The following is a 17,483-nucleotide window of genomic DNA, read 5'->3' on the forward strand; positions in this document are numbered from 1 at the left end:
CGCCGGGCTGCAGTGGTTGGGCTCCGGGCCAGCGTGGCCCGAAGCCCCAGGCGACCTTGCTATTCGATCGGCTTCACCGTGTCCGAGGGCGGTTTCATATTGCCCCAGAAGGCCGGGTTATCGACATTTTCCTTGGTGATCGCAGCGCCGGGGATCTTGATGTTCGGCCCCCAGGCTTCTTTGGTCACGGTCGACTTCAGGCCGAGCACTTCGTACTCTCCCGGCTTGATCTCCTGTTTGTTGACGACCTTGTCCATGAACATGGCGACGGCGGCGGCCTGAGCGTAGAGCGGCTGCTCGACTTCGACATTGAGCCAGCCCTTGCGGATCAGGTCGAGGCCGACCGGCGCACCGTTCGAGCTCATCAGCATAACGTCGCCCGGTTTCTTGCCGGCGGCCTCGAGCGAGGCGACGGCAGCGACCGAGAGATGCGCGGCGTGGCTGAAGATCAGGTCGATGTCCGGGTTGGCGAGCATCTGGTCGGCAACGATGGTGCCGGCATTGCTGGCTTCCCATTGCATGGCCGGAACCGAGATGATCTTGACGTCCGGAAATGCCTTCATCTTCTCCTCGAAACCCTTCTGGATATCGAGCGTGTAGGGATCGCCAGGATCGCCGAGCACCTGGAGGATTTTTCCCTTCACCGAGCCGTTCTTCGCCTTCAAGAGCTTCTCGGCCTGGTCGGCGGCGACGTAGCCGATCTCGACCGTTCCCGCCACCGACGTGAAGTCGGACGGTGTCGAGGTGATCTGGCGGTCGAATTCGACCACCGGGATGCCGGCGGCGCGGGCGGCCTCGATGGACGGCTTCAACGCATTGAAATCGACGGCGGCGAGAATGATCGCCGACGGCTTGAGCGCGATGACGTCGTTCATCTGCGATTGCTGAGCGTCGGTCTTGTTATCGGCGTTCAGCGTTTTCATCTCGTAGCCGACCTGCTTCAGGAATAATTCCAGAGCGCTCACCGAGCCGGTCTGGAATTCATCGAGCAATGTCGGCACCATATAGTAGACGGTGCCCTTGGACTGGGCGAATGCCGGCGTGAGCGTGGCAAAGGCCAGTGCCAGGATACCGAAGACAGCAAGAAGTATTTTCTTCATGTCGTTCGCTCCTTTTGCGCCGGACCCCTCATTTTGTCCCTCAGCCCGCCGGTCCGGCACCGGCAAGCGTCTCTCCGGTGATCATGTTGATCACCGCGTCGGGACTTGTTTTGTTGCGCGCGACATCGCCGGCCACGACACCTTGCCGGATCACAACGATCCGGTCGGCGACCTGAAAGGCCTGCTGCATGATATGGGTGATGATGACGACGCCGATACCCTGGCTCGCCACCTGGCGGATCATGTCGAGACCGCGCCGCGTCTGCTCGACACCGAGTGCTGCGAACGGCTCGTCAAGAAGCACGAGCTTGCCGCCAAAATGCACGAATCGGTTGAGCTCGATAGCCTGTCGCTGACCGCCCGAGAGATGCTCGACATTGGTCCTGAGCGAGGGGATGCGCGTGCCGGCGCTGGCCAGCGCGTTCTTGACCACTTGCTCCATGGCGGGTTCGTCGAGCACGGGAACGCCAAGAAATTTCCTGGTGATCTCGCGGCCCATGAAGAAATTGGCCACCACGTCGACATTGGTGCAAAGCGAGAGGTCCTGGTAGACGGTCTCGATTCCCGCCTCTTTTGCCTCGGCGGGAGACTTGGCCAGGAATTCCTTTCCCTCGAACAGCATGCGGCCGGAGGTCGGCTCCAGCCCGCCGGCGATGATCTTGACCAATGTCGATTTGCCGGCGCCGTTGTCGCCCAGAAGCGCCACCACCTCGCCCTTGCCGATCGAGAAGCTGATGCCCTTGAGCGCTTCGATCGCGCCATAATTCTTGGTGACGTTGTCAAGCACCAGCAGGGGCTCGATCATGCCAGGCTGAACTCCGCTCATGCCAGGCTGAGCTCCGATCATGCCGCGATTCCCTTGCTTTGCAGGATATCTCGCCCGCGTTCGCGCTCGGCGGTGAATATCTGGCCGAAGCGCGGCGAAAGCACCCCTGAGACGGCAAGCGCTGCGGCCCCGCGCAACACCGCATGTTGTCCGCCGCGTGCGACGGTGACACGGGGCGTCATGCGGTCTCCTCGCGCCGAGACCGAGTTGGGAAGGTTCGCAACCGAACCGGCCAGCCGTTCAAGCAAATCGGTGGACGCCAGTCCGCCGAGGATGATGGTTTCTGGATCGAACAGGTTCTCGATGATGGTGAGGGCGTTGCGGAAGATCGGCCCGACTTCATCAACCCAATCGGCGTCACTGATGTTCCGGCGCCGCAGCGCCTCGAGCGAAAGGTATCGTTCGAGGCAGCCGCGATTGCCGCAGGGGCAGGGCTCGCCACCCGGCGCGACAGGAATATGCCCGATTTCGCCGGCATTTCCCCAGGCGCCGCGCAAGGCGCTTCCATCATGCACCATAACGCCGCCAAGACCGACACCGAAATAGAGATAGTAGTATTCGGAATACCCCGCACCGAGGCCGTACAGGCGCTCGCCCATTGCCGCGGCCGCCATGTCGGTCTCGAAAAACGCTGGCAGCCCGGTCGAGGCCTCAAGCCGTTCCCGAAGCGCCACGTCCTTCCAGCCGGTCATCGTCGTCGGGCCGATAAAGCTCATCGATTCCACGCCGAAAGGGCCGGGCAGCGCCATGCCGATGCCGAGAACGCGACCGCCAGGCCGTAATCCGGTCAATTCAAGCACCATCGCGCCGATCAACTCGAAGGCATGGTCGGGCGTTGCGCTGGGAGCCTCGCGGTAGGTGCTCTCGATCACGTCACCGCTCAAATTGATCAGCGCCGCATTGATGCCGAGGGGAGTGACGTGGATGCCGACGGCGTAGCCGCCCTCCGGGTTGATCCGCAGGGTCGCCGGAGGCAGCCCGCGCCCCCGCGGCTCTTCGCGCATGGACAGAACGTAGCCGTGTTCTTCCAGCTCGCGAACGATGGTCGACACCGTTTGCACGGTGAGCCCGACCCGCCTGGCAATGTCGCCGCGGGTGATCGGGCCGTGAAGGCGGATGGATTCGAGCACGATGCGCCTGTTGTAAGGCCGCCCGAATTCCTGATTGGTCCCCCGCAGTGCCATGTCTTGCGCCCTTAGGAAACATGAGGTTCGCACCGAATATTTATTCAGTCAAATGGAATTCAAAAATAATTTTGCGCGCGATCCCGGTTATGTAGCGTTCCTTCACGCCCCCTCTGTCCTGCCGGACATCCTCCGCACAAGGAGGGAGATTGGCAGCTTCGGCGCGGTGCTCATTCATGAAACGTTGGAGACTGGCGAAAGCCGGGACGACCGCCGATCTGATGCCAATTTTTGACAAAGAGGGCAGGACAGAGGGGGTGCTGTCCCGCCAGCCCCAAAAAGCAGGTACAACCTGTAGGCTGCAACTAATGCCAGGGAATTAGATCAGAGATACTGCGCGACCTTCTTGCCGACCCTCAGAAAGCGCAGCGGGTCGATGGCTTCGCCATTGTGGCGGATCTCGTAATGCAGATGCGGGCCGGTCGAGCGGCCGCTGCTGCCGGTCTTGCCGATGACGTCGCCGGCGTTGAGCCTCTCGCCGACGGTCACGCTGATTTTGCTGAGATGCCCATAGCGCGTCGCAAAGCCATTGCCATGGTCGACCTCGACCATGCGGCCATAGCCGCCGTTCCAGCCGGCCTTGACGACGACACCGGGCGCCGTGACCTTGGCGGGCATTCCGGTCGGCGCTCTGAAATCCATCCCCGAATGCAGCGCGGCGGTGCCGAGGAGCGGGTCGGTGCGCACGCCGAATGGGCTGGTGACCGAACGGCCGGGGGCAGGATTGGCGAGCGGCAGCCGTCGCGCCTCCGTCTTCAGGCGGTCGAGCGCGTCCAGCGCCTCGTCAAGTTCTCTTACCTTGCTGTCGAACATCATCGAACTGTCGAGCGGTATCAGCGGACCGCCGGCATCGCTCTTGCCGAAATCGCTGTCGACCGGCAGGCCAGCCGCCTCGAGCGCCTGTGAAATCGCATCGGCGTTTCTGTAGGCGTTGTCGGCAAGCGCGGTGATGCGGGTGAGCTGCTGGCTCTCTATGGCCTTGAGCGACTCGTTGATCGACACGAACAGTCTGTCGGCACGATCGGCCGCCGTGTCGCTCGGCAGCGGATCGGAGCGGGTCGACCACAAGGAGAACGGCCTGGTATCGCCGCCGCCAAGATTGGCGCCGACGCTGGCAACCGAATAGGCCTGCGGCTGTGCGTCGGTCACGTCGGCGCGTTTGTCCGGCTTTGCGGACGCAGGTGGCGCTCCGACGTCGCTCTCGGTGCGTTCGAGGATCGGGCCGAGGCGGCCATGGCGCAGGCTGAGCTGGGTCTGTCGTTCCAGCAGTTCGCCAACCTTGGTTTCCATGAGCTGCTGGTCGAGAAGCTGGCGGCTGGTGATCCGGTCGACCTGGGCGCGTAGCGCGGAGATGCGGTCCTCATAGGCCTGCTGCATGCGCGCCTGCCGCGCCGTGGTCGCGCCGATCAGGTCGTCGCGCAGCACGAGGTAGGAGGTCGCCAGCAGATAGCCTATGGCCATCGCTGCCAGCGCGGAGCCGCAAAATGCGGCAACCCATGGCCGTATGGTAAAATGCCTTATCTCGTTGCCCCGGGCGATAATGACCGTGTGGGGCTCCTTGCGCCTGCCAAAGACCGTTGACTGACTGGCTACGTTCACGGGACCAAGCTTTCGTTACGACACCAAACGACAAGCCTGATTACACATCATTAAGGTTAACGGTCGGTTGCTTGCGCGCAACTCCCTTACCGTTGGTTGCGTCGAATTTTTGGCGGCTCATGCTTCATTTGGGGCTTTCAAGGCCGCCATTGGCTCACCGTCAAAGCGCCCGCACCGCCTCCAGCACCGCCTCGGCGTGGCCCTTGACGCGAACGTTCCGCCAGATCCTGGCAATTCGTCCGTCGCTGCCGATCAGGAACGTTGCACGCTCGACGCCCATATAGCGGCGGCCATAAAGCTTCTTCTCGACCCACAGATGATAGGCTTCGATCACCTTGCGCTCCTCGTCGGCGACAAGATCGACGGCAAGGCCGTATTTCGATTTGAATTTGTCGTGTTTTCGGACGCTGTCCGGCGAAAGGCCGATCACGACGGCACCGAGCTTTTCGAATTCCGGCTTCAACTGCGAAAAGCCGATCGCCTCATTGGTGCAGCCCGTGGTGTCATCCTGCGGATAGAAGTAAAGCACGACCGGCTTTCCCAGCAATGCCGCAAGGCTGAGTGACCCGCCGCCGTCTCGGGGAAGTTCGAATTGCGGCGCAAGCTCGCCGACGTCGAGATCAGCCATATCGATGCCCTTGTTTGTGGTTACGCGCCAAGCCGCATCGATATAATGTCAAACCGGGATTCGTCCACCGGTCGAGTTCGTTCAACGGAAAATTGCGTGGATCAGGAGCAGCCGCAGCACGAGAAGATCAGATTCAGGCGTGATGAGATCACCGACCTGGAGACTTTCCCGTCCGCGTGCCGCGTGCCGCCGCTCGGCCAAGCGTCGATCGGCCGCGGCGTTCGTGTTCTTGCGCGGCTGTTTGCCGGCCTTGTGGCCCTCGTGCTGCTGGCCGCTGTCGCTGTGTATGCGATCGGCATTTCCGGTTTCGGCACCGAGCGGCTGCGGACCGAGGCGGAAATAGCCATCGAGAAATTGGCCGGCGTCGACGTCGATGTTGCGGTCGGACCGGCCCGTCTCACGCTCGACGGATCGAGCTTCATCGCGCTGCAGGTCAGCGACGTCAGCCTCAAGACCGCCGACGGCAAGCCGATGGCCGATGCCGGACGGGTCCGCTTCGGCATAAGGCTGATACCGCTGCTTTCCGGCGAGGTGCGGCTCACCAGCGCCAGGATTTCCGACGCGCGCATCATGATGGCGGCGATCCCGACTGCTGGCGACTGGACGGCGGCGCTGCGCAATGACGACGGCCTCATCGATCCGGAAAGACTATCCGATGCGGTCTTTGCCAACCTCAACCGCGCGCTCGACACGGTGCAGGTGGATTCGATGCGCCAGATCGACCTCAGCAATGTCGACCTCGTTCTGCCTGAGGCCGGCGCGGTCAAACTGGTCCGGATCACCGACGCCACCGTTGCGCAGTCGGGGCCGGGCGGCATGGAGTTTTCATCCGACGCGGATGTCGACGGCAGGGCACTCACCGTCGCTGCCACAGCCACCCGCGATACGACGACGCGGCTCGTGACGGCATTGGATGCGAGCGTCGAGATGGCGGAGGCCGGCAAGGCCGCGGCAGCGCCAGGCGGGAAGCTGGGCGCGATTGCCTTGAAGTTGGCGGGATCGGAAGGATCCGGCGAGAACGCGTCGCGGCTGACGGCCTCGTTGTCGCTCGCCGGCTCCGTGCTCGATCTCGGCCCGCGTGCGGGGATGCTTCCAGCCGATGTCGATCTCGACGCGACACTTGTCGCCGGCGCCAACAAGGTCCAAGTGGACAGGCTGCAGGTGAAGACCGGTCGCTCGACATTCGATTTCGCCGGTTCGGTCGGGCCGAAGCCGACGACTGGAACAGCGGGCGAGGAGCCGTCCTATCGCTACGACCTGACCAGCGACCGTTCGATACTGGCACCCTCGGAATCATCCGAACCCGCGCTCAATTTCATCGCCCGCGTCGCCGGCGTCTACCAGACCAGGAGCCATAAGCTCGTGGCCGAGCAGATCGGGATCAGGTCCGGGGGAGCCAGCGAGGCGCTGGGCACGGCGTCGGTCGAGTTCGTTGAGGCAAAGGTGCCGGGCATATCCGTTGCCTTCAACGTCCACGACATGCCGGTCTCGCATGTCAAGCAGTTGTGGCCCTGGTTTTCCGCGCGAAACGCCCGCCTTTGGGTGCTGAAGAACCTATTCGGCGGCCGCGTCGTTGACGCCAGCCTGCAGTTCCAGGTTGTGCCGGGGCGCCTGGGCAACGGGATTCCGCTATCTGCCGATGAAGTGTTCGGCCGTTTCCAGATCGAAGGGGCGCGCTTCGATACGGCCGGTCACATTCCGCCTATACGCGATGCCGTCGGCGTTGTTGAATTTCACGGCAACGACGTCGACGTCAGGCTCTCCTCGGGCAACGTCTATATGGTCAGCGGCCGCACGGTGGCGGCGAGCAACGGCACGATGACGGTCAAGGCGGCAAACCGCCCGCCGGTGATTGGCGCGCTCGACATCGACGTCGCCGGCGAGGCGTCTGCAATCGCCGAGCTCGCCTCCTATGAGCCGATCAACGCCATGCGCCATGTCGGCCTGCTGCCGGACGACCTGTCCGGCACGGTGACCGGCCACGTGAGAGCGGACATTCCGTTGCAGTCCGGCGTCGACACCTCGAAGCTCGATTGGCTGGTGGCGCTCGACTACAAGGACCTCTCGCTGGCCAAGCCGTTCGAAGGCCAGGCGGTGACGGAGGCCAACGGCTCGATCACTGTCGAGCCCAATCGGGCCGTGATCTCCGCCAAGGCGCTGCTGAACGGCATTCCAGCCGAGCTCGAACTGATCGAGCCGCTCAACAATGCCGGACCGCCACGCAGCCGGAAAGTGGCGCTGGTGCTCGACGACAAGATGCGCGCAACCGCCATGCCTGGCCTGTCGGCGCTGCTTTCCGGAACCATCAAGGTTGCGATCGACAAGAGCGGCGGCAGCAACCAGACTGTTTCGGCGGACCTGACCAACGCCAGGCTGGACATTCCGTGGGCAGGCTGGAGCAAGGGACCCGGCATTCCAGCCAAGGTCACATTTGCCATGACCAAGTCCGGCGACACCACGACGCTGTCCGACTTCGACCTGGATGGAAAGACTTTTTCGATCGACGGCGGCGTGGTGCTGGTCAACGGCGCCCTGTCCTCGGCGCGGTTCAGCAAGGTCACGTTGAACCGGGGAGACGACGTTGCCGTGTCGGTGAAACGATCGGGCAAGGGCTACGCTATCGACATCAGCGGCAACGCGCTGGACGCGCGCTCGCTGATCAAGCAATTCACGTCCGATGTCGACACCGCCACCAAGGCCACGGGTTCCGACGCAATTTCCGTCAGCGCCGATGTCAATTCCCTGACCGGCTTCCACAACGAGACACTGTCGAACCTGAAGCTCGACTACAGCGCCGCCGGCTCCAGGGTGAACGGGCTCAGGGTGAGCGCCACGGCAAGTTCGGGTGCTGCTATAAGCATCAGCAATACGACCGGCGCCGGCAGGCGCGCCCTCAACATGACGTCGGCCGATGCCGGCGCCATCCTGCGGTTCCTCAACATCTACGAGCATATGGAGGGCGGTTCGATCACGCTGGCGCTCGCTGGGGCAAGCGATGGGCCGATGAAGGGCCTGGTCGATTCGAGCAACTTCTTCGTGGTCAACGAGCCGAAACTCGCCTCGCTCGTATCGACGACGCCGGCGGGCGACAGCCGCAGCCTCAATGAAGCCGTCAAAGCCAATATCGACACGTCGAGAGTGAAGTTCGAGCGCGGCTTTTCCGAGATCGAGAAGGGCGCCGGCTATCTCAAGCTGGCCAATGGCGTGCTGCGCGGTCCACGCATCGGCACCACCTTCCAGGGCACACTCTACGACCGGAACAACAACATGGACATGACCGGCACGTTCATGCCGGTCTATGGCCTCAACCGCATCTTCGGCGAACTGCCGCTCTTCGGCGCACTGCTCGGCAATGGCCGCGATCGCGGGCTGATCGGCGTGACCTACCGGCTCAGGGGCGATGCCAACAAGCCGAAACTGGACGTCAATCCGCTGTCGGTGATCGCTCCCGGAATTTTCAGGTCGATCTTCGAGTATCGATGAGGTCAAAACCCAATCACTTCAAGCGACCGAGTCTTGACCCTAAGTGGACTCTAGCTCGCCCCGGCCGGATAGACGACGGTTTCCGCGCACGTAAGGAATGGCAGCCCACCACCTCAAATCAGTCATTCCCGAGAAGCCGTCCATCCACCAAAAGCGGACATTGCGACTTTACACGCTGCAGGCAGCTTTGCGACGGCTTGCAAAGTCAGGCAGTCTCGGGAGCTTTCGCGCGCGCCAGGTCACGCAGAAAGTCGTCCATCAACGGCCTGTCGCCGAACCGGCGGTAATCGCGCTCCGCTTCGAGGGAGAAAGTCGGATGCGCCTTGATCAGTTTCGCCATGGTTAGCTGCGCCGCTGCTATATCGCCACTACTAACCTGCAGGGCCGCCTGTATCAGCAGACAGTTGGCGTCCTGCGGTGCCCTCACAAGGCACTCTGAGATGACCGTCGCTGCCTCTTCTCGGCGATCCGCGGCGTAAAGGGCTTGGCCATGCACATAGGCATAGTATTCCGGCGCCATGGGGTGCAGGCGACGTGCCCGCTCGGCATTCGAAACGGCCTCATCGTATTCACCGAACCGGACTTGCGCCTTCGCAAGCGCCATCATGCTGTCCGGGTCGTTAGGGTTGAGCTCTACCGCGCGTGTTGCTGCCTGCAGTCCGCCTGAGTAGTCGCCCTGAACCGCAAGGCCGAAGCTTATAACCTGATAACCCAGCGCAAGGTTAGGATCGAGGCGCACGGCCTGGCGCGCTTCACTGAGACCGGTATCCAGTCCGGCAGTCTGGCCGTCCGCCCGCTGTGCTACATCAGCAATGTAAGTCAACGCCAGACCCGCACGCGCCGCAGCATAGGCCGGGTCCATTTCCAGCGCACGCTGATAGAGCGCGCGCGCTTCCTGGAGGCCTTTGGCATCGTTGGCACCGTGCCGGTAACGATCACGAGCCTGCAGCACAAGATCATAAGCCTGCAGATTGTCTGTCGGGCGCTGCGCAGCGGCGGCGGCTTCACTCCTACCGATATACGGCGCGAGCTGCGCGACGATTTCCGTTGTCAGTTCGCTTTGGACGGTAAAGACGTCAGCTACTTGCCTGTCGAAGCTGCGCGACCAGAGGTGCGCGCCGGTCTTGACGTCGATAAGCTGTGCCGAGACGCGCAGCCGGTCACCCTCTCGCCGGGCACTGCCTTCGACAACGTACGAAACCCCCAGCTTCTCACCGAGCTTGCTTACATCGCTATCCTGCCCGCGCACGGCATAAGTGGAGTCGCGCGCGATCACTTGAAGTTCCGAGTTCCGGGCGAGCGCCGTGGTTACGTCCTCAGTCAGACCGTCAGCAAAGTATGACTGTTCTACTCCTCCGCCGCTCATGGTGGCGAACGGCATGACCGCAACCGACGGTCTTGGGTCCTCGCGAGTCTGATCAAAGGACAGCGCGGCTGGAATACGGCTGACCATGGCCGCCAGCGGCAGGGGTGCGATTTGGGTGCCGATGAGAATGAGGGCCAAGGCGGCAACGCCGTAAGACCAGCGAGCTGCCGTGCCGCGCAGGACGTGCGGCAGTCTCCGCCAAGCCGACCTGCGCGAATCCGTGCGCCGCACACGGTATACGTTGAGGAGTTCGGGAATGTTCTTTGCCCGCCGGTGCCCGACACGGGCAAAAATATCGGCACGATTGCGGTCTGCGGCCATCACCACCGCACTGCTGACAAATATCTGGCCGGGTTCGGTCATGGTCTCAAGACGGGCGGCGACGTTGACGCCATCGCCATATACGTCGCCATTGTCTTCGATAACGTCGCCAAGATTGATACCGATGCGAAGCTTGAACGGCCCTTTGTCGAAACCCTGCTGGATGGCCAGGGCCGAATCAACGGCCTCGTTGACGCTCGGAAACATGGCGAGAAAGCCGTCGCCGGTTGTTTTGAAGGTGCGGCCGCCATGCCGCACGACTGTGGGGTCGATGAGATCGTCGAATACCGTGCGCAAGTCCGCGTAGGTGGACGCCTCGTTTTCAGCCATCAGCCGGCTGTAGCCGACAATGTCAGCGGCCATGATTGCCGCAAGCTTGCGTTCCATCATCGGTCTCCCATAGAGGGGCCAGACACGGAGCTGGCATGCGGTATTTAATGCGCCGCAGGCATTCATATTAGACCCTCAATTGGGAATGCCCTTATCAACACAACTCATAAATGCGTGAATCACAACTCATAAGTGCGTGAATATTGAATGCGGTAATGCATCTGCCTGGTTAGCAGTTCGTTCTGCGTCCGGAGCCGTCCGTCGTTTCACTGAAAGCAACTTCAAAGCATAGTGCGAAAGACAAACCCCGAGTCCGACCACGGCAGAATGCTGCGCCAATAGAACCGGGGATGAGACCTGAAAGTCGGCAAAACCCATCGCCACCTGCATCAAAAGTTTCGAGGCTACAGGGCGAGCAGGCTGTGGACGCCATACGCGGCGATGCCCAGTGCCAGAACGCGAAGAATCCAGGAGCGCAATCTGTTGGCTTCGAGTCCTAGCCTCCCACGCACCAAGCCCATGATCGTCGACCACTGCAGGCCCAGATGCAGCGCGACAATAAGCAATGCCCCATAGGCGACGAGAGTGTGGGCCTGACGAGCGGTAAAGCTGGTGGTTGCGGGCAGGAAGCTGAAGACGGTTTGCGAAATGATCACGTGGCTGTTGTCGGATCACCCTCCTACTTTGCCAATCGCTCGATCCCCATGACGCCCCGCGACCTAAAGGACCACCGAGGCATCAGCTACCGACAAACGACCGGGGGAGGCCTCTATGCCTGGGAATTCCAGCGCGGTGAGCAAGAGCTTGAAGTGGCAATGAATGGGCCGATTGTGATCAACGACGGAGAGATGCTAGAGGCCGCCGTCCTCGATGGACTGGCTCTCGCCTACACATTCGAAAGTCAGGTTGAGCAATACATCGCCAATGGGCGGCTGATCCGGGTCTTGGAGGATTGGTGTGAGCCATTCCTGGCTACCACCGCTATTACCCAAGCAGACGCCAACACACGCCAGCCTTCGCTCTGCTTGTCGACGCACTGCGCCATAAGGCGTGACCAGGGCAAAGCGTACTCAAACATGCCGCTCTAACTTGGCAGTTAGTTATCCTCCTCATCAGCACAACCGTTCGGGCCGTCGAAATCGGTTTCCCCGCTCAGGCAGAACAGGCGCCCCCAGGCAGCTCGCCCTAGAAAAAGTCTCAACTTACCCTGACTGGCTGCGTCGCGGTGAACGTCTGCTGCAAGAATTCGAGCCTTGAAACCGCCATTCCGCTTCCGGCCCCGAACAAGACGTTCGGTGCATCGCCCTGAACGCAAGTGGCGCTACCTGCTCGTTCCGATCGATGAGACGAATGTTCACCCATCTCGGCCATTCTCAGTAGCCACCTGTTTTACCTAGGCCGTGATCGCGAACCGAAGGTCAGTGCAGCAAGAAGCGAAACCGGTTTCGGAAAAGGTCATAGCTAATGGAGCCCATCCGATTCTATCGGGGACGGATCAGGCTTTGGTCAGACCGGCCGCACCAGAACGTGTTTTTTCTTGCCGAGCGACAGCTTTACGACCTCTTCCGGGCCAAGATCCTGAAGCGTCACCACCTTGCGATCGTCGGACACCGGCTGGTCGTTGAGGCGCACGGCGCCGCCCTGGATGTGTCGCCGTGCCTCGCCGTTGGACGCGGCAAGTCCGGCGATGACGAACAGCGACAATATGCCGACGCCACTTTCCAGATCGGCCCTGCCCACTTCGACAGTCGGCAGCGTGTCGGCGGTAACGCCTTCCTCGAACGTTTTGCGCGCCGTCTCTTCCGCTTGCTCTGCGGCGGCACGGCCGTGCAGCAGCGTACAGACTTCAGTCGCTAGGATCTTCTTCGCCTCGTTGATTTCGGAGCCGCCAAGCCGTTCCAAACGCGCGACCTCGTCCAGAGGCAACGTCGTGTAGAGCTTGAGAAAGCGGCCGACATCGGCGTCCTCGGTGTTGCGCCAGTATTGCCAGAATTCGTATGGCGACAGCATTTCGGCATCGAGCCAGACAGCGCCTGAAGCCGACTTGCCCATCTTGGCGCCGGATGAGGTGGTGAGCAGGGGCGTGGTCAGCGCGTAAAGCTGCGCGCCCTCCATGCGATGACCGAGATCGATGCCGTTGACGATGTTGCCCCACTGGTCGGAACCACCCATCTGCAGCCGGCAGCCGAGACGCTTGTAGAGCTCGACGAAGTCATAGGCCTGCAGGATCATGTAGTTGAATTCGAGGAACGACAGTGATTGCTCGCGCTCGAGCCTGAGCTTGACCGAATCGAAGGCCAGCATGCGGTTGACGGAGAAGTGCCGGCCGACATCGCGCAGGAAGTTGACGTAGTTGATTTCCATCAGCCAATCGGCGTTGTTGACCATGATGGCGTCGTTCGGACCACCGCTGAATTTGAGGTAGGGCATGAAATTGCGGCGGATACCGGCCAGATTGTCCTCAATGTCCTGCGGCGTCAGAAGCTTGCGTGCCTCGTCCTTGAACGACGGATCGCCGATCATCGAGGTCCCGCCGCCCATCAGCGCGATCGGCCGGTGACCGGTCTGCTGCAGCCAGTGCAGCATCATGATCTGGATCAGCGACCCGGCATGCAGGCTCTTGGCGGTCGCATCGAAGCCGATATAAGCGCTCACCGTCTCCTTGGCGAAAAGCTGGTCGAGGCCGGCATCATCCGAAATCTGGTGGATGAAACCGCGCTCGCTCATTATGCGCAGGAAATCGGATTTGAAGGCGGACATCTTTTCTTTCCCGAAAGCGCCCAACCGAAGCGGATCGGGCGTGGCATGCGTGAAGGCGGGCGTTTAGCATCCAAGCGCGATCAGCAAAAGGGGAATCCGGTTTTGCGGCCCGCGCGGATGGCGTGCGGATGCTTGCTTCATCGTTTGGGCTGGCGTAATGAGGCGCCGCGCCAGCGGGTTCTTGCAGCACTTACCCCGCTGGAACGGCACCGCACGGCATCGAATCGAATGCCATATCCTGTGACAGAGCCCGACGCGACATGCCGGAGATATCCATCATCATTCCTTGCCGGAACGAGGCGGCGAACCTGCCGCTTCTGCTCGATGAGATCGGGGCGGCGATGGCCGGGCGCGACTTCGAGGTGATCGTCGTCAACGATGGCTCGACCGACGAAACCGCTTCGGTCCTTGCCGTCCAGGCAGTACTTCGGCCGTTTCCGCTTCGCCACCTCCGGCATGAGAAATCCGCCGGCCAGTCGCTCTCTGTGCGTTCGGGCGCATGGGCGGCCCGCGGCGATATCGTCGCTACGATCGACGGCGACGGCCAAAACGATCCCAAATACATTCCGGTGCTGGTCGACGCCCTGCGGCAGGCCGGTCCCGATTTCGGTGTTGCGCAAGGAGAGCGCCTGAAGCGCCGTGACAGCAAGATCAAACAACTGGCGTCCCGTTTTGCCAACTGGCTGAGAAAGGCCATCCTGCATGACGAGACCCGCGACACGGGCTGCGGCCTGAAGGCGATCCATACCGGTATCCTCAGGAAATTGCCGTTCTTCGACGGCACGCACCGCTTTGTTCCGGCGCTCGTCATCCAGGAGGGGTATCGCGTCGTGCATTGCGACGTCGTCGACCGCTCTCGCCGCCACGGTAAGTCGAATTACGGAATTTTCGATCGCGGCCTGCAAGGGGTGCTTGATCTCGCCGGTGTCTGGTGGCTGCGCCGTAGGCGCCGGAGAATGCCAAAAACAGAGGAAATCAGGCATGGCTAACGTGCTTCAGGAATTGGCGATCTGGCTTCACGAGGTCTTCGTCAAGCAATTCGATGCGTGGGTTCTGCTCGGCTTCGTCGCTCAGTTCTTTTTTTCGATGCGCTTCGTCGTGCAGTGGATCGCGTCGGAAAAAGCCAAGCGCAGCGTCGTGCCGATCGCTTTCTGGTTCTTTTCGCTGTTCGGCGGCAGCCTGCTGCTGATCTATGCCATCCAGCGGCAGGATCCGGTGTTCATCGCCGGTCAATCCATGGGCATGTTCATCTATGTTCGCAATCTCTGGCTGATTGCCAATGAGCGCAAGGCGGCGATGACGAAGGTCGACTGAGCGACGGGCCTCCGTAAGAAGCAAACCGAAGGGGCTGACGTGGCGAGCAGGAACTATCTTTTTCTCTTCCTGTTCAGCCTGCTGATGACGATTTCGGGACTGGCGGCCATGCCGCCGCTCGACCGCGATGAGCCGCGCTTCGTCCAGGCCACCAAACAGATGGCCGAGACCGGCGACTATGTCGACATTCGCTTCCAGGAACGCTCACGCTACCAGAAGCCGATCGGCATCTACTGGTTGCAATCGGCAGCCGTCGCGCTGAGCGGCGAGGGCGCCGAGGCGCCGATCTGGGTGTATCGACTGGTCTCGGCGCTGGGTATCGCCATTGCCGTTGTGGCGACGGCCTGGACAGGGGCCAATCTTTTCGGCGCCAACGCCGGTCTGGCCGCCGGCCTTGTCATGGCTGCGATCTTCGCGACGGCTTTCGAGGGGCGTGACGCCAAGACCGACGCGATGCTTTTGGCCTGCTGCGTGGCGGCGCAAGGCGCGCTGGCGCAGATCTATACGTCGTCGCGGCGGAACGAAGTCGTCGGCAGCCACCTGCCATGGATATTCTGGGTAGCCCAGGGTGCGGCAATCCTGATCAAAGGGCCGATCGCGCCGCTGCTGTCGGCGCTGACGGTCGCCGTGCTGTTCGCGTTCGAGCGGGACTGGCGCTGGCTGTCGAAGCTGAAGGCGGGGCGCGGCCTGGCTCTCGTGTTGCTGATCATCCTGCCCTGGCTCGTCCTGATCACCTGGAAAAGCGGCGGCACTTTCCTGCAGCAGGCAGTCGGCAAGGATATGCTCGGCAAGGTCGCACAGGGCGAGGAATCGCATGGCCTGCCGCCCGGCTTCTATGTCTTGACCTATTCGCTGTTCATGTGGCCGTTCGGCCTGATCGCGGTGGGTGCCGGGCTCCAGGCACTCAATCGCCTGCGCGACGATCCCCGGCTCCGCTTCTGCCTCGCCTGGTACATTCCGTTCTGGCTACTGTTCGAACTGATCCCGACAAAACTGCCGCACTATGTCCTGCCGGCCTATCCCGGCATGGCGCTCATGGTCGGTTGGCTTTTGACATTGAAGCCGCAGGACGCGAACGCGCCGCTCCAGCGCTGGCAGACCTGGTTGTGGTGGGCGACTGCCTTTGGCCTCGCCTTGGTCACAACAGGCCTTACCGTGCTCTGCATTGCCGCGCCGCTGTATTTTACCGGCACCTTCTCATGGTGGAGCATTCCGGCTGCCCTTGCTGCGCTCGGAGCCGGCTATCTCGGCTTCTCGCGCCAACTGCAAGTGCGGCTCGGCCGTATTGGGGCAATCGCGATTTGCGCCGGTACCACCTACGCCGTGCTGTTCGGTGTCATCGCGCCGTCGTTGAAGCCTATTTGGATGAGCCGCGAGATCGAGGCTGCGGTTCGCGCCAATCGACCCTGCGAGACGATGGTGCTTGCCTCGGCCGGGTATCACGAACCGAGCCTGGTATTTCTGGTGGGCACAGAAACGATATTGACCAATGTCGATGGTACTGCGCAACATCTGCTTGCCGATCCTGCCTGCGCGCTGGCGCTAGCACCGGTTGGCGAGGAAAAGCGGCTGGACGACCTGCTGGCAGGGCAGGGCAGGTTGGCGAACCGCGTCGCCCGGATCGATGGCGTCAACTATTCATCGGGGGAGAAAATGTCACTTGGTCTATACCGGATCATCAACTGACTTCAGTGGTTTGACATGAGCATTGGTCGCAGAGCTCTGGTTCTTGAGCTGCTTCGAAAGCTGCCGGCGCGGTCGGTGGGCAATCTCCAGAAAACGATAGCGATCGCTCGTTCCCGATTTGCGAGGCGGCCGGCCAATTATTCCAGGATGCCATGGCTGACCTTGGTAGTCGCCTATCTGCTTCTGACCGCTGCCAGCATGGTTTTCCTGGATGGCATTGCCGTCAGCTGGCGAGACCGCTGGCCGAACGGGCTTGTCGCGGTCGCCAACGGCTTTACCAGTTTCGGCTTGGGCGGCTGGTATCTCATACCGCCGCTGGTGCTGTTCGTGCCGGCCAATCTGCTGGACTGGCAAGCCCTTTCAAGGCGTTGGCGCATGGTTGCATACAACTGGACCTGCTTCGCCTTCTTCGTGCTGAGCGCGGCCGGTTTGTCGGGGCTGACGGTGACGGTCTTGAAGCACGTCTTCGGCCGCAGCCGGCCAGTCCTGGACATGGGGTTATTCTCGTTCCGCCCATTCGAGTTCGACCCGTATTTCGCCAGTTTTCCCTCCGGCCATGCAACGAATATGGGCATGCTTGCGGCCGTGGTGATCCTTCTTTCCCCGGCATGGGGGAAATACGTTGTTTTGCCCATCACCGTCTGGGTAGCGGCGACGCGGATTGCGGTCGGTGCACACTATCCGAGCGATACGATCGCGGGCTTCGGCCTCGGCATGGCTTGCACCGTCGTTACGGCGCTGGTCTTTGCCCGGCTCGGCTTCATCTTCCGCCAAACTGCGGCGGGACTGCCGATCCGCAAGAAGACATTCAGGCTCAGCGCGGCGTGGCGCAAGCCGGCCGGGTCGACACCGACGCCTGTCCTGGCAGCAGCCAATCCCTGACGGA

Annotated in this window: 13 protein-coding genes; 6 read left to right on the top strand and 7 right to left on the bottom strand. The window is 61.8% G+C overall.

Annotation, left to right across the window (positions count from 1 at the left end):
- Nucleotides 1-59: 59 nt before the first annotated feature.
- The 5 genes from EOC94_RS13085 to EOC94_RS13105 form a co-directional block, all read right to left on the bottom strand.
- Nucleotides 60-1,100 carry a sugar ABC transporter substrate-binding protein gene (locus EOC94_RS13085; RefSeq protein ID WP_095489616.1) on the bottom strand — a complete coding sequence of 347 codons (1,041 nt, stop codon included), beginning with the start codon at nt 1,098-1,100 and terminating at the stop codon, nt 60-62.
- Between the two features lie 40 nt (nt 1,101-1,140).
- Nucleotides 1,141-1,905 (bottom strand): ATP-binding cassette domain-containing protein, encoded by a 765-nt coding sequence (locus EOC94_RS13090; protein WP_127290935.1) that lies wholly within the window; start codon nt 1,903-1,905, stop codon nt 1,141-1,143.
- A gap of 38 nt (nt 1,906-1,943) precedes the next feature.
- Nucleotides 1,944-3,110, bottom strand: coding sequence for an ROK family transcriptional regulator (locus tag EOC94_RS13095; protein ID WP_127290937.1), 1,167 nt, complete (start codon nt 3,108-3,110; stop codon nt 1,944-1,946).
- A gap of 324 nt (nt 3,111-3,434) precedes the next feature.
- Complete coding sequence (locus EOC94_RS13100; protein ID WP_127290939.1) at nt 3,435-4,709, bottom strand: M23 family metallopeptidase; 1,275 nt, start codon at nt 4,707-4,709, stop codon at nt 3,435-3,437.
- Nucleotides 4,710-4,869: 160 nt separating this feature from the next.
- Nucleotides 4,870-5,337, bottom strand: a complete 468-nt coding sequence (locus EOC94_RS13105; protein ID WP_126106845.1) for a peroxiredoxin — start codon at nt 5,335-5,337, stop codon at nt 4,870-4,872.
- Nucleotides 5,338-5,433: 96 nt separating this feature from the next.
- On the opposite strand from EOC94_RS13105, the gene EOC94_RS13110 reads away from it, so the two are divergent.
- Entirely contained in the window at nt 5,434-8,820 is a 3,387-nt protein-coding gene (locus EOC94_RS13110) for a DUF3971 domain-containing protein (RefSeq protein WP_127290941.1), read from the top strand.
- A 205-nt stretch (nt 8,821-9,025) separates the two neighbouring features.
- Here EOC94_RS13110 and EOC94_RS13115 read toward each other — a convergent pair whose 3' ends face one another.
- Nucleotides 9,026-10,894 carry a tetratricopeptide repeat protein gene (locus EOC94_RS13115; protein ID WP_127290943.1) on the bottom strand — a complete coding sequence of 623 codons (1,869 nt, stop codon included), beginning with the start codon at nt 10,892-10,894 and terminating at the stop codon, nt 9,026-9,028.
- A 488-nt stretch (nt 10,895-11,382) separates the two neighbouring features.
- Here EOC94_RS13115 and EOC94_RS13120 point away from each other — a divergent pair, with 488 nt between their 5' ends.
- Entirely contained in the window at nt 11,383-11,925 is a 543-nt protein-coding gene (locus EOC94_RS13120; protein WP_245465556.1) for a LysR substrate-binding domain-containing protein, read from the top strand.
- A 418-nt stretch (nt 11,926-12,343) separates the two neighbouring features.
- Here the strand turns inward: EOC94_RS13120 and tyrS are convergent, their stop codons facing one another.
- Nucleotides 12,344-13,597 (bottom strand): tyrosine--tRNA ligase, encoded by a 1,254-nt coding sequence (gene tyrS, locus EOC94_RS13125; RefSeq protein WP_095489694.1) that lies wholly within the window; start codon nt 13,595-13,597, stop codon nt 12,344-12,346.
- A 260-nt stretch (nt 13,598-13,857) separates the two neighbouring features.
- On the opposite strand from tyrS, the gene EOC94_RS13130 reads away from it, so the two are divergent.
- The 4 genes from EOC94_RS13130 (at nt 13,858) to EOC94_RS13145 (ending at nt 17,479) form a co-directional block, all read left to right on the top strand.
- A complete protein-coding gene (locus EOC94_RS13130; protein ID WP_095489607.1) occupies nt 13,858-14,586 on the top strand; it encodes a glycosyltransferase family 2 protein in 729 nt (242 codons plus the stop codon).
- A complete protein-coding gene (locus EOC94_RS13135; RefSeq protein ID WP_095489606.1) occupies nt 14,579-14,911 on the top strand; it encodes a lipid-A-disaccharide synthase N-terminal domain-containing protein in 333 nt (110 codons plus the stop codon). Before EOC94_RS13130 ends, EOC94_RS13135 begins: the two co-directional genes overlap by 8 nt.
- Before the next feature lie 84 nt (nt 14,912-14,995).
- A complete protein-coding gene (locus EOC94_RS13140) occupies nt 14,996-16,597 on the top strand; it encodes a glycosyltransferase family 39 protein (protein WP_095489693.1) in 1,602 nt (533 codons plus the stop codon).
- 162 nt (nt 16,598-16,759) lie between these two features.
- Nucleotides 16,760-17,479, top strand: a complete 720-nt coding sequence (locus EOC94_RS13145) for a phosphatase PAP2 family protein (RefSeq protein ID WP_245461480.1) — start codon at nt 16,760-16,762, stop codon at nt 17,477-17,479.
- Nucleotides 17,480-17,483: the final 4 nt, after the last annotated feature.

The sequence above is a fragment of the Mesorhizobium sp. M6A.T.Ce.TU.016.01.1.1 genome, assembly GCF_003997065.1.
GTDB lineage: Bacteria > Pseudomonadota > Alphaproteobacteria > Rhizobiales > Rhizobiaceae > Mesorhizobium > Mesorhizobium mediterraneum.

Excerpts from the sequence above, each read along its gene's own strand:
- EOC94_RS13085 (WP_095489616.1), bottom strand. The coding sequence starts at position 1,100 with ATGAAGAAAATACTTCTTGCTGTCTTCGGTATCCTGGCACTGGCCTTT.
- EOC94_RS13090 (WP_127290935.1), bottom strand. The coding sequence starts at position 1,905 with ATGATCGAGCCCCTGCTGGTGCTTGACAACGTCACCAAGAATTATGGC.
- EOC94_RS13095 (WP_127290937.1), bottom strand. The coding sequence starts at position 3,110 with ATGGCACTGCGGGGGACCAATCAGGAATTCGGGCGGCCTTACAACAGG.
- EOC94_RS13105 (WP_126106845.1), bottom strand. The coding sequence starts at position 5,337 with ATGGCTGATCTCGACGTCGGCGAGCTTGCGCCGCAATTCGAACTTCCC.
- EOC94_RS13115 (WP_127290943.1), bottom strand. The coding sequence starts at position 10,894 with ATGGAACGCAAGCTTGCGGCAATCATGGCCGCTGACATTGTCGGCTAC.
- EOC94_RS13120 (WP_245465556.1), top strand. The coding sequence starts at position 11,383 with ATGCAGCGCGACAATAAGCAATGCCCCATAGGCGACGAGAGTGTGGGC.
- tyrS (WP_095489694.1), bottom strand. The coding sequence starts at position 13,597 with ATGTCCGCCTTCAAATCCGATTTCCTGCGCATAATGAGCGAGCGCGGT.
- EOC94_RS13130 (WP_095489607.1), top strand. The coding sequence starts at position 13,858 with ATGCCGGAGATATCCATCATCATTCCTTGCCGGAACGAGGCGGCGAAC.
- EOC94_RS13135 (WP_095489606.1), top strand. The coding sequence starts at position 14,579 with ATGGCTAACGTGCTTCAGGAATTGGCGATCTGGCTTCACGAGGTCTTC.
- EOC94_RS13140 (WP_095489693.1), top strand. The coding sequence starts at position 14,996 with ATGACGATTTCGGGACTGGCGGCCATGCCGCCGCTCGACCGCGATGAG.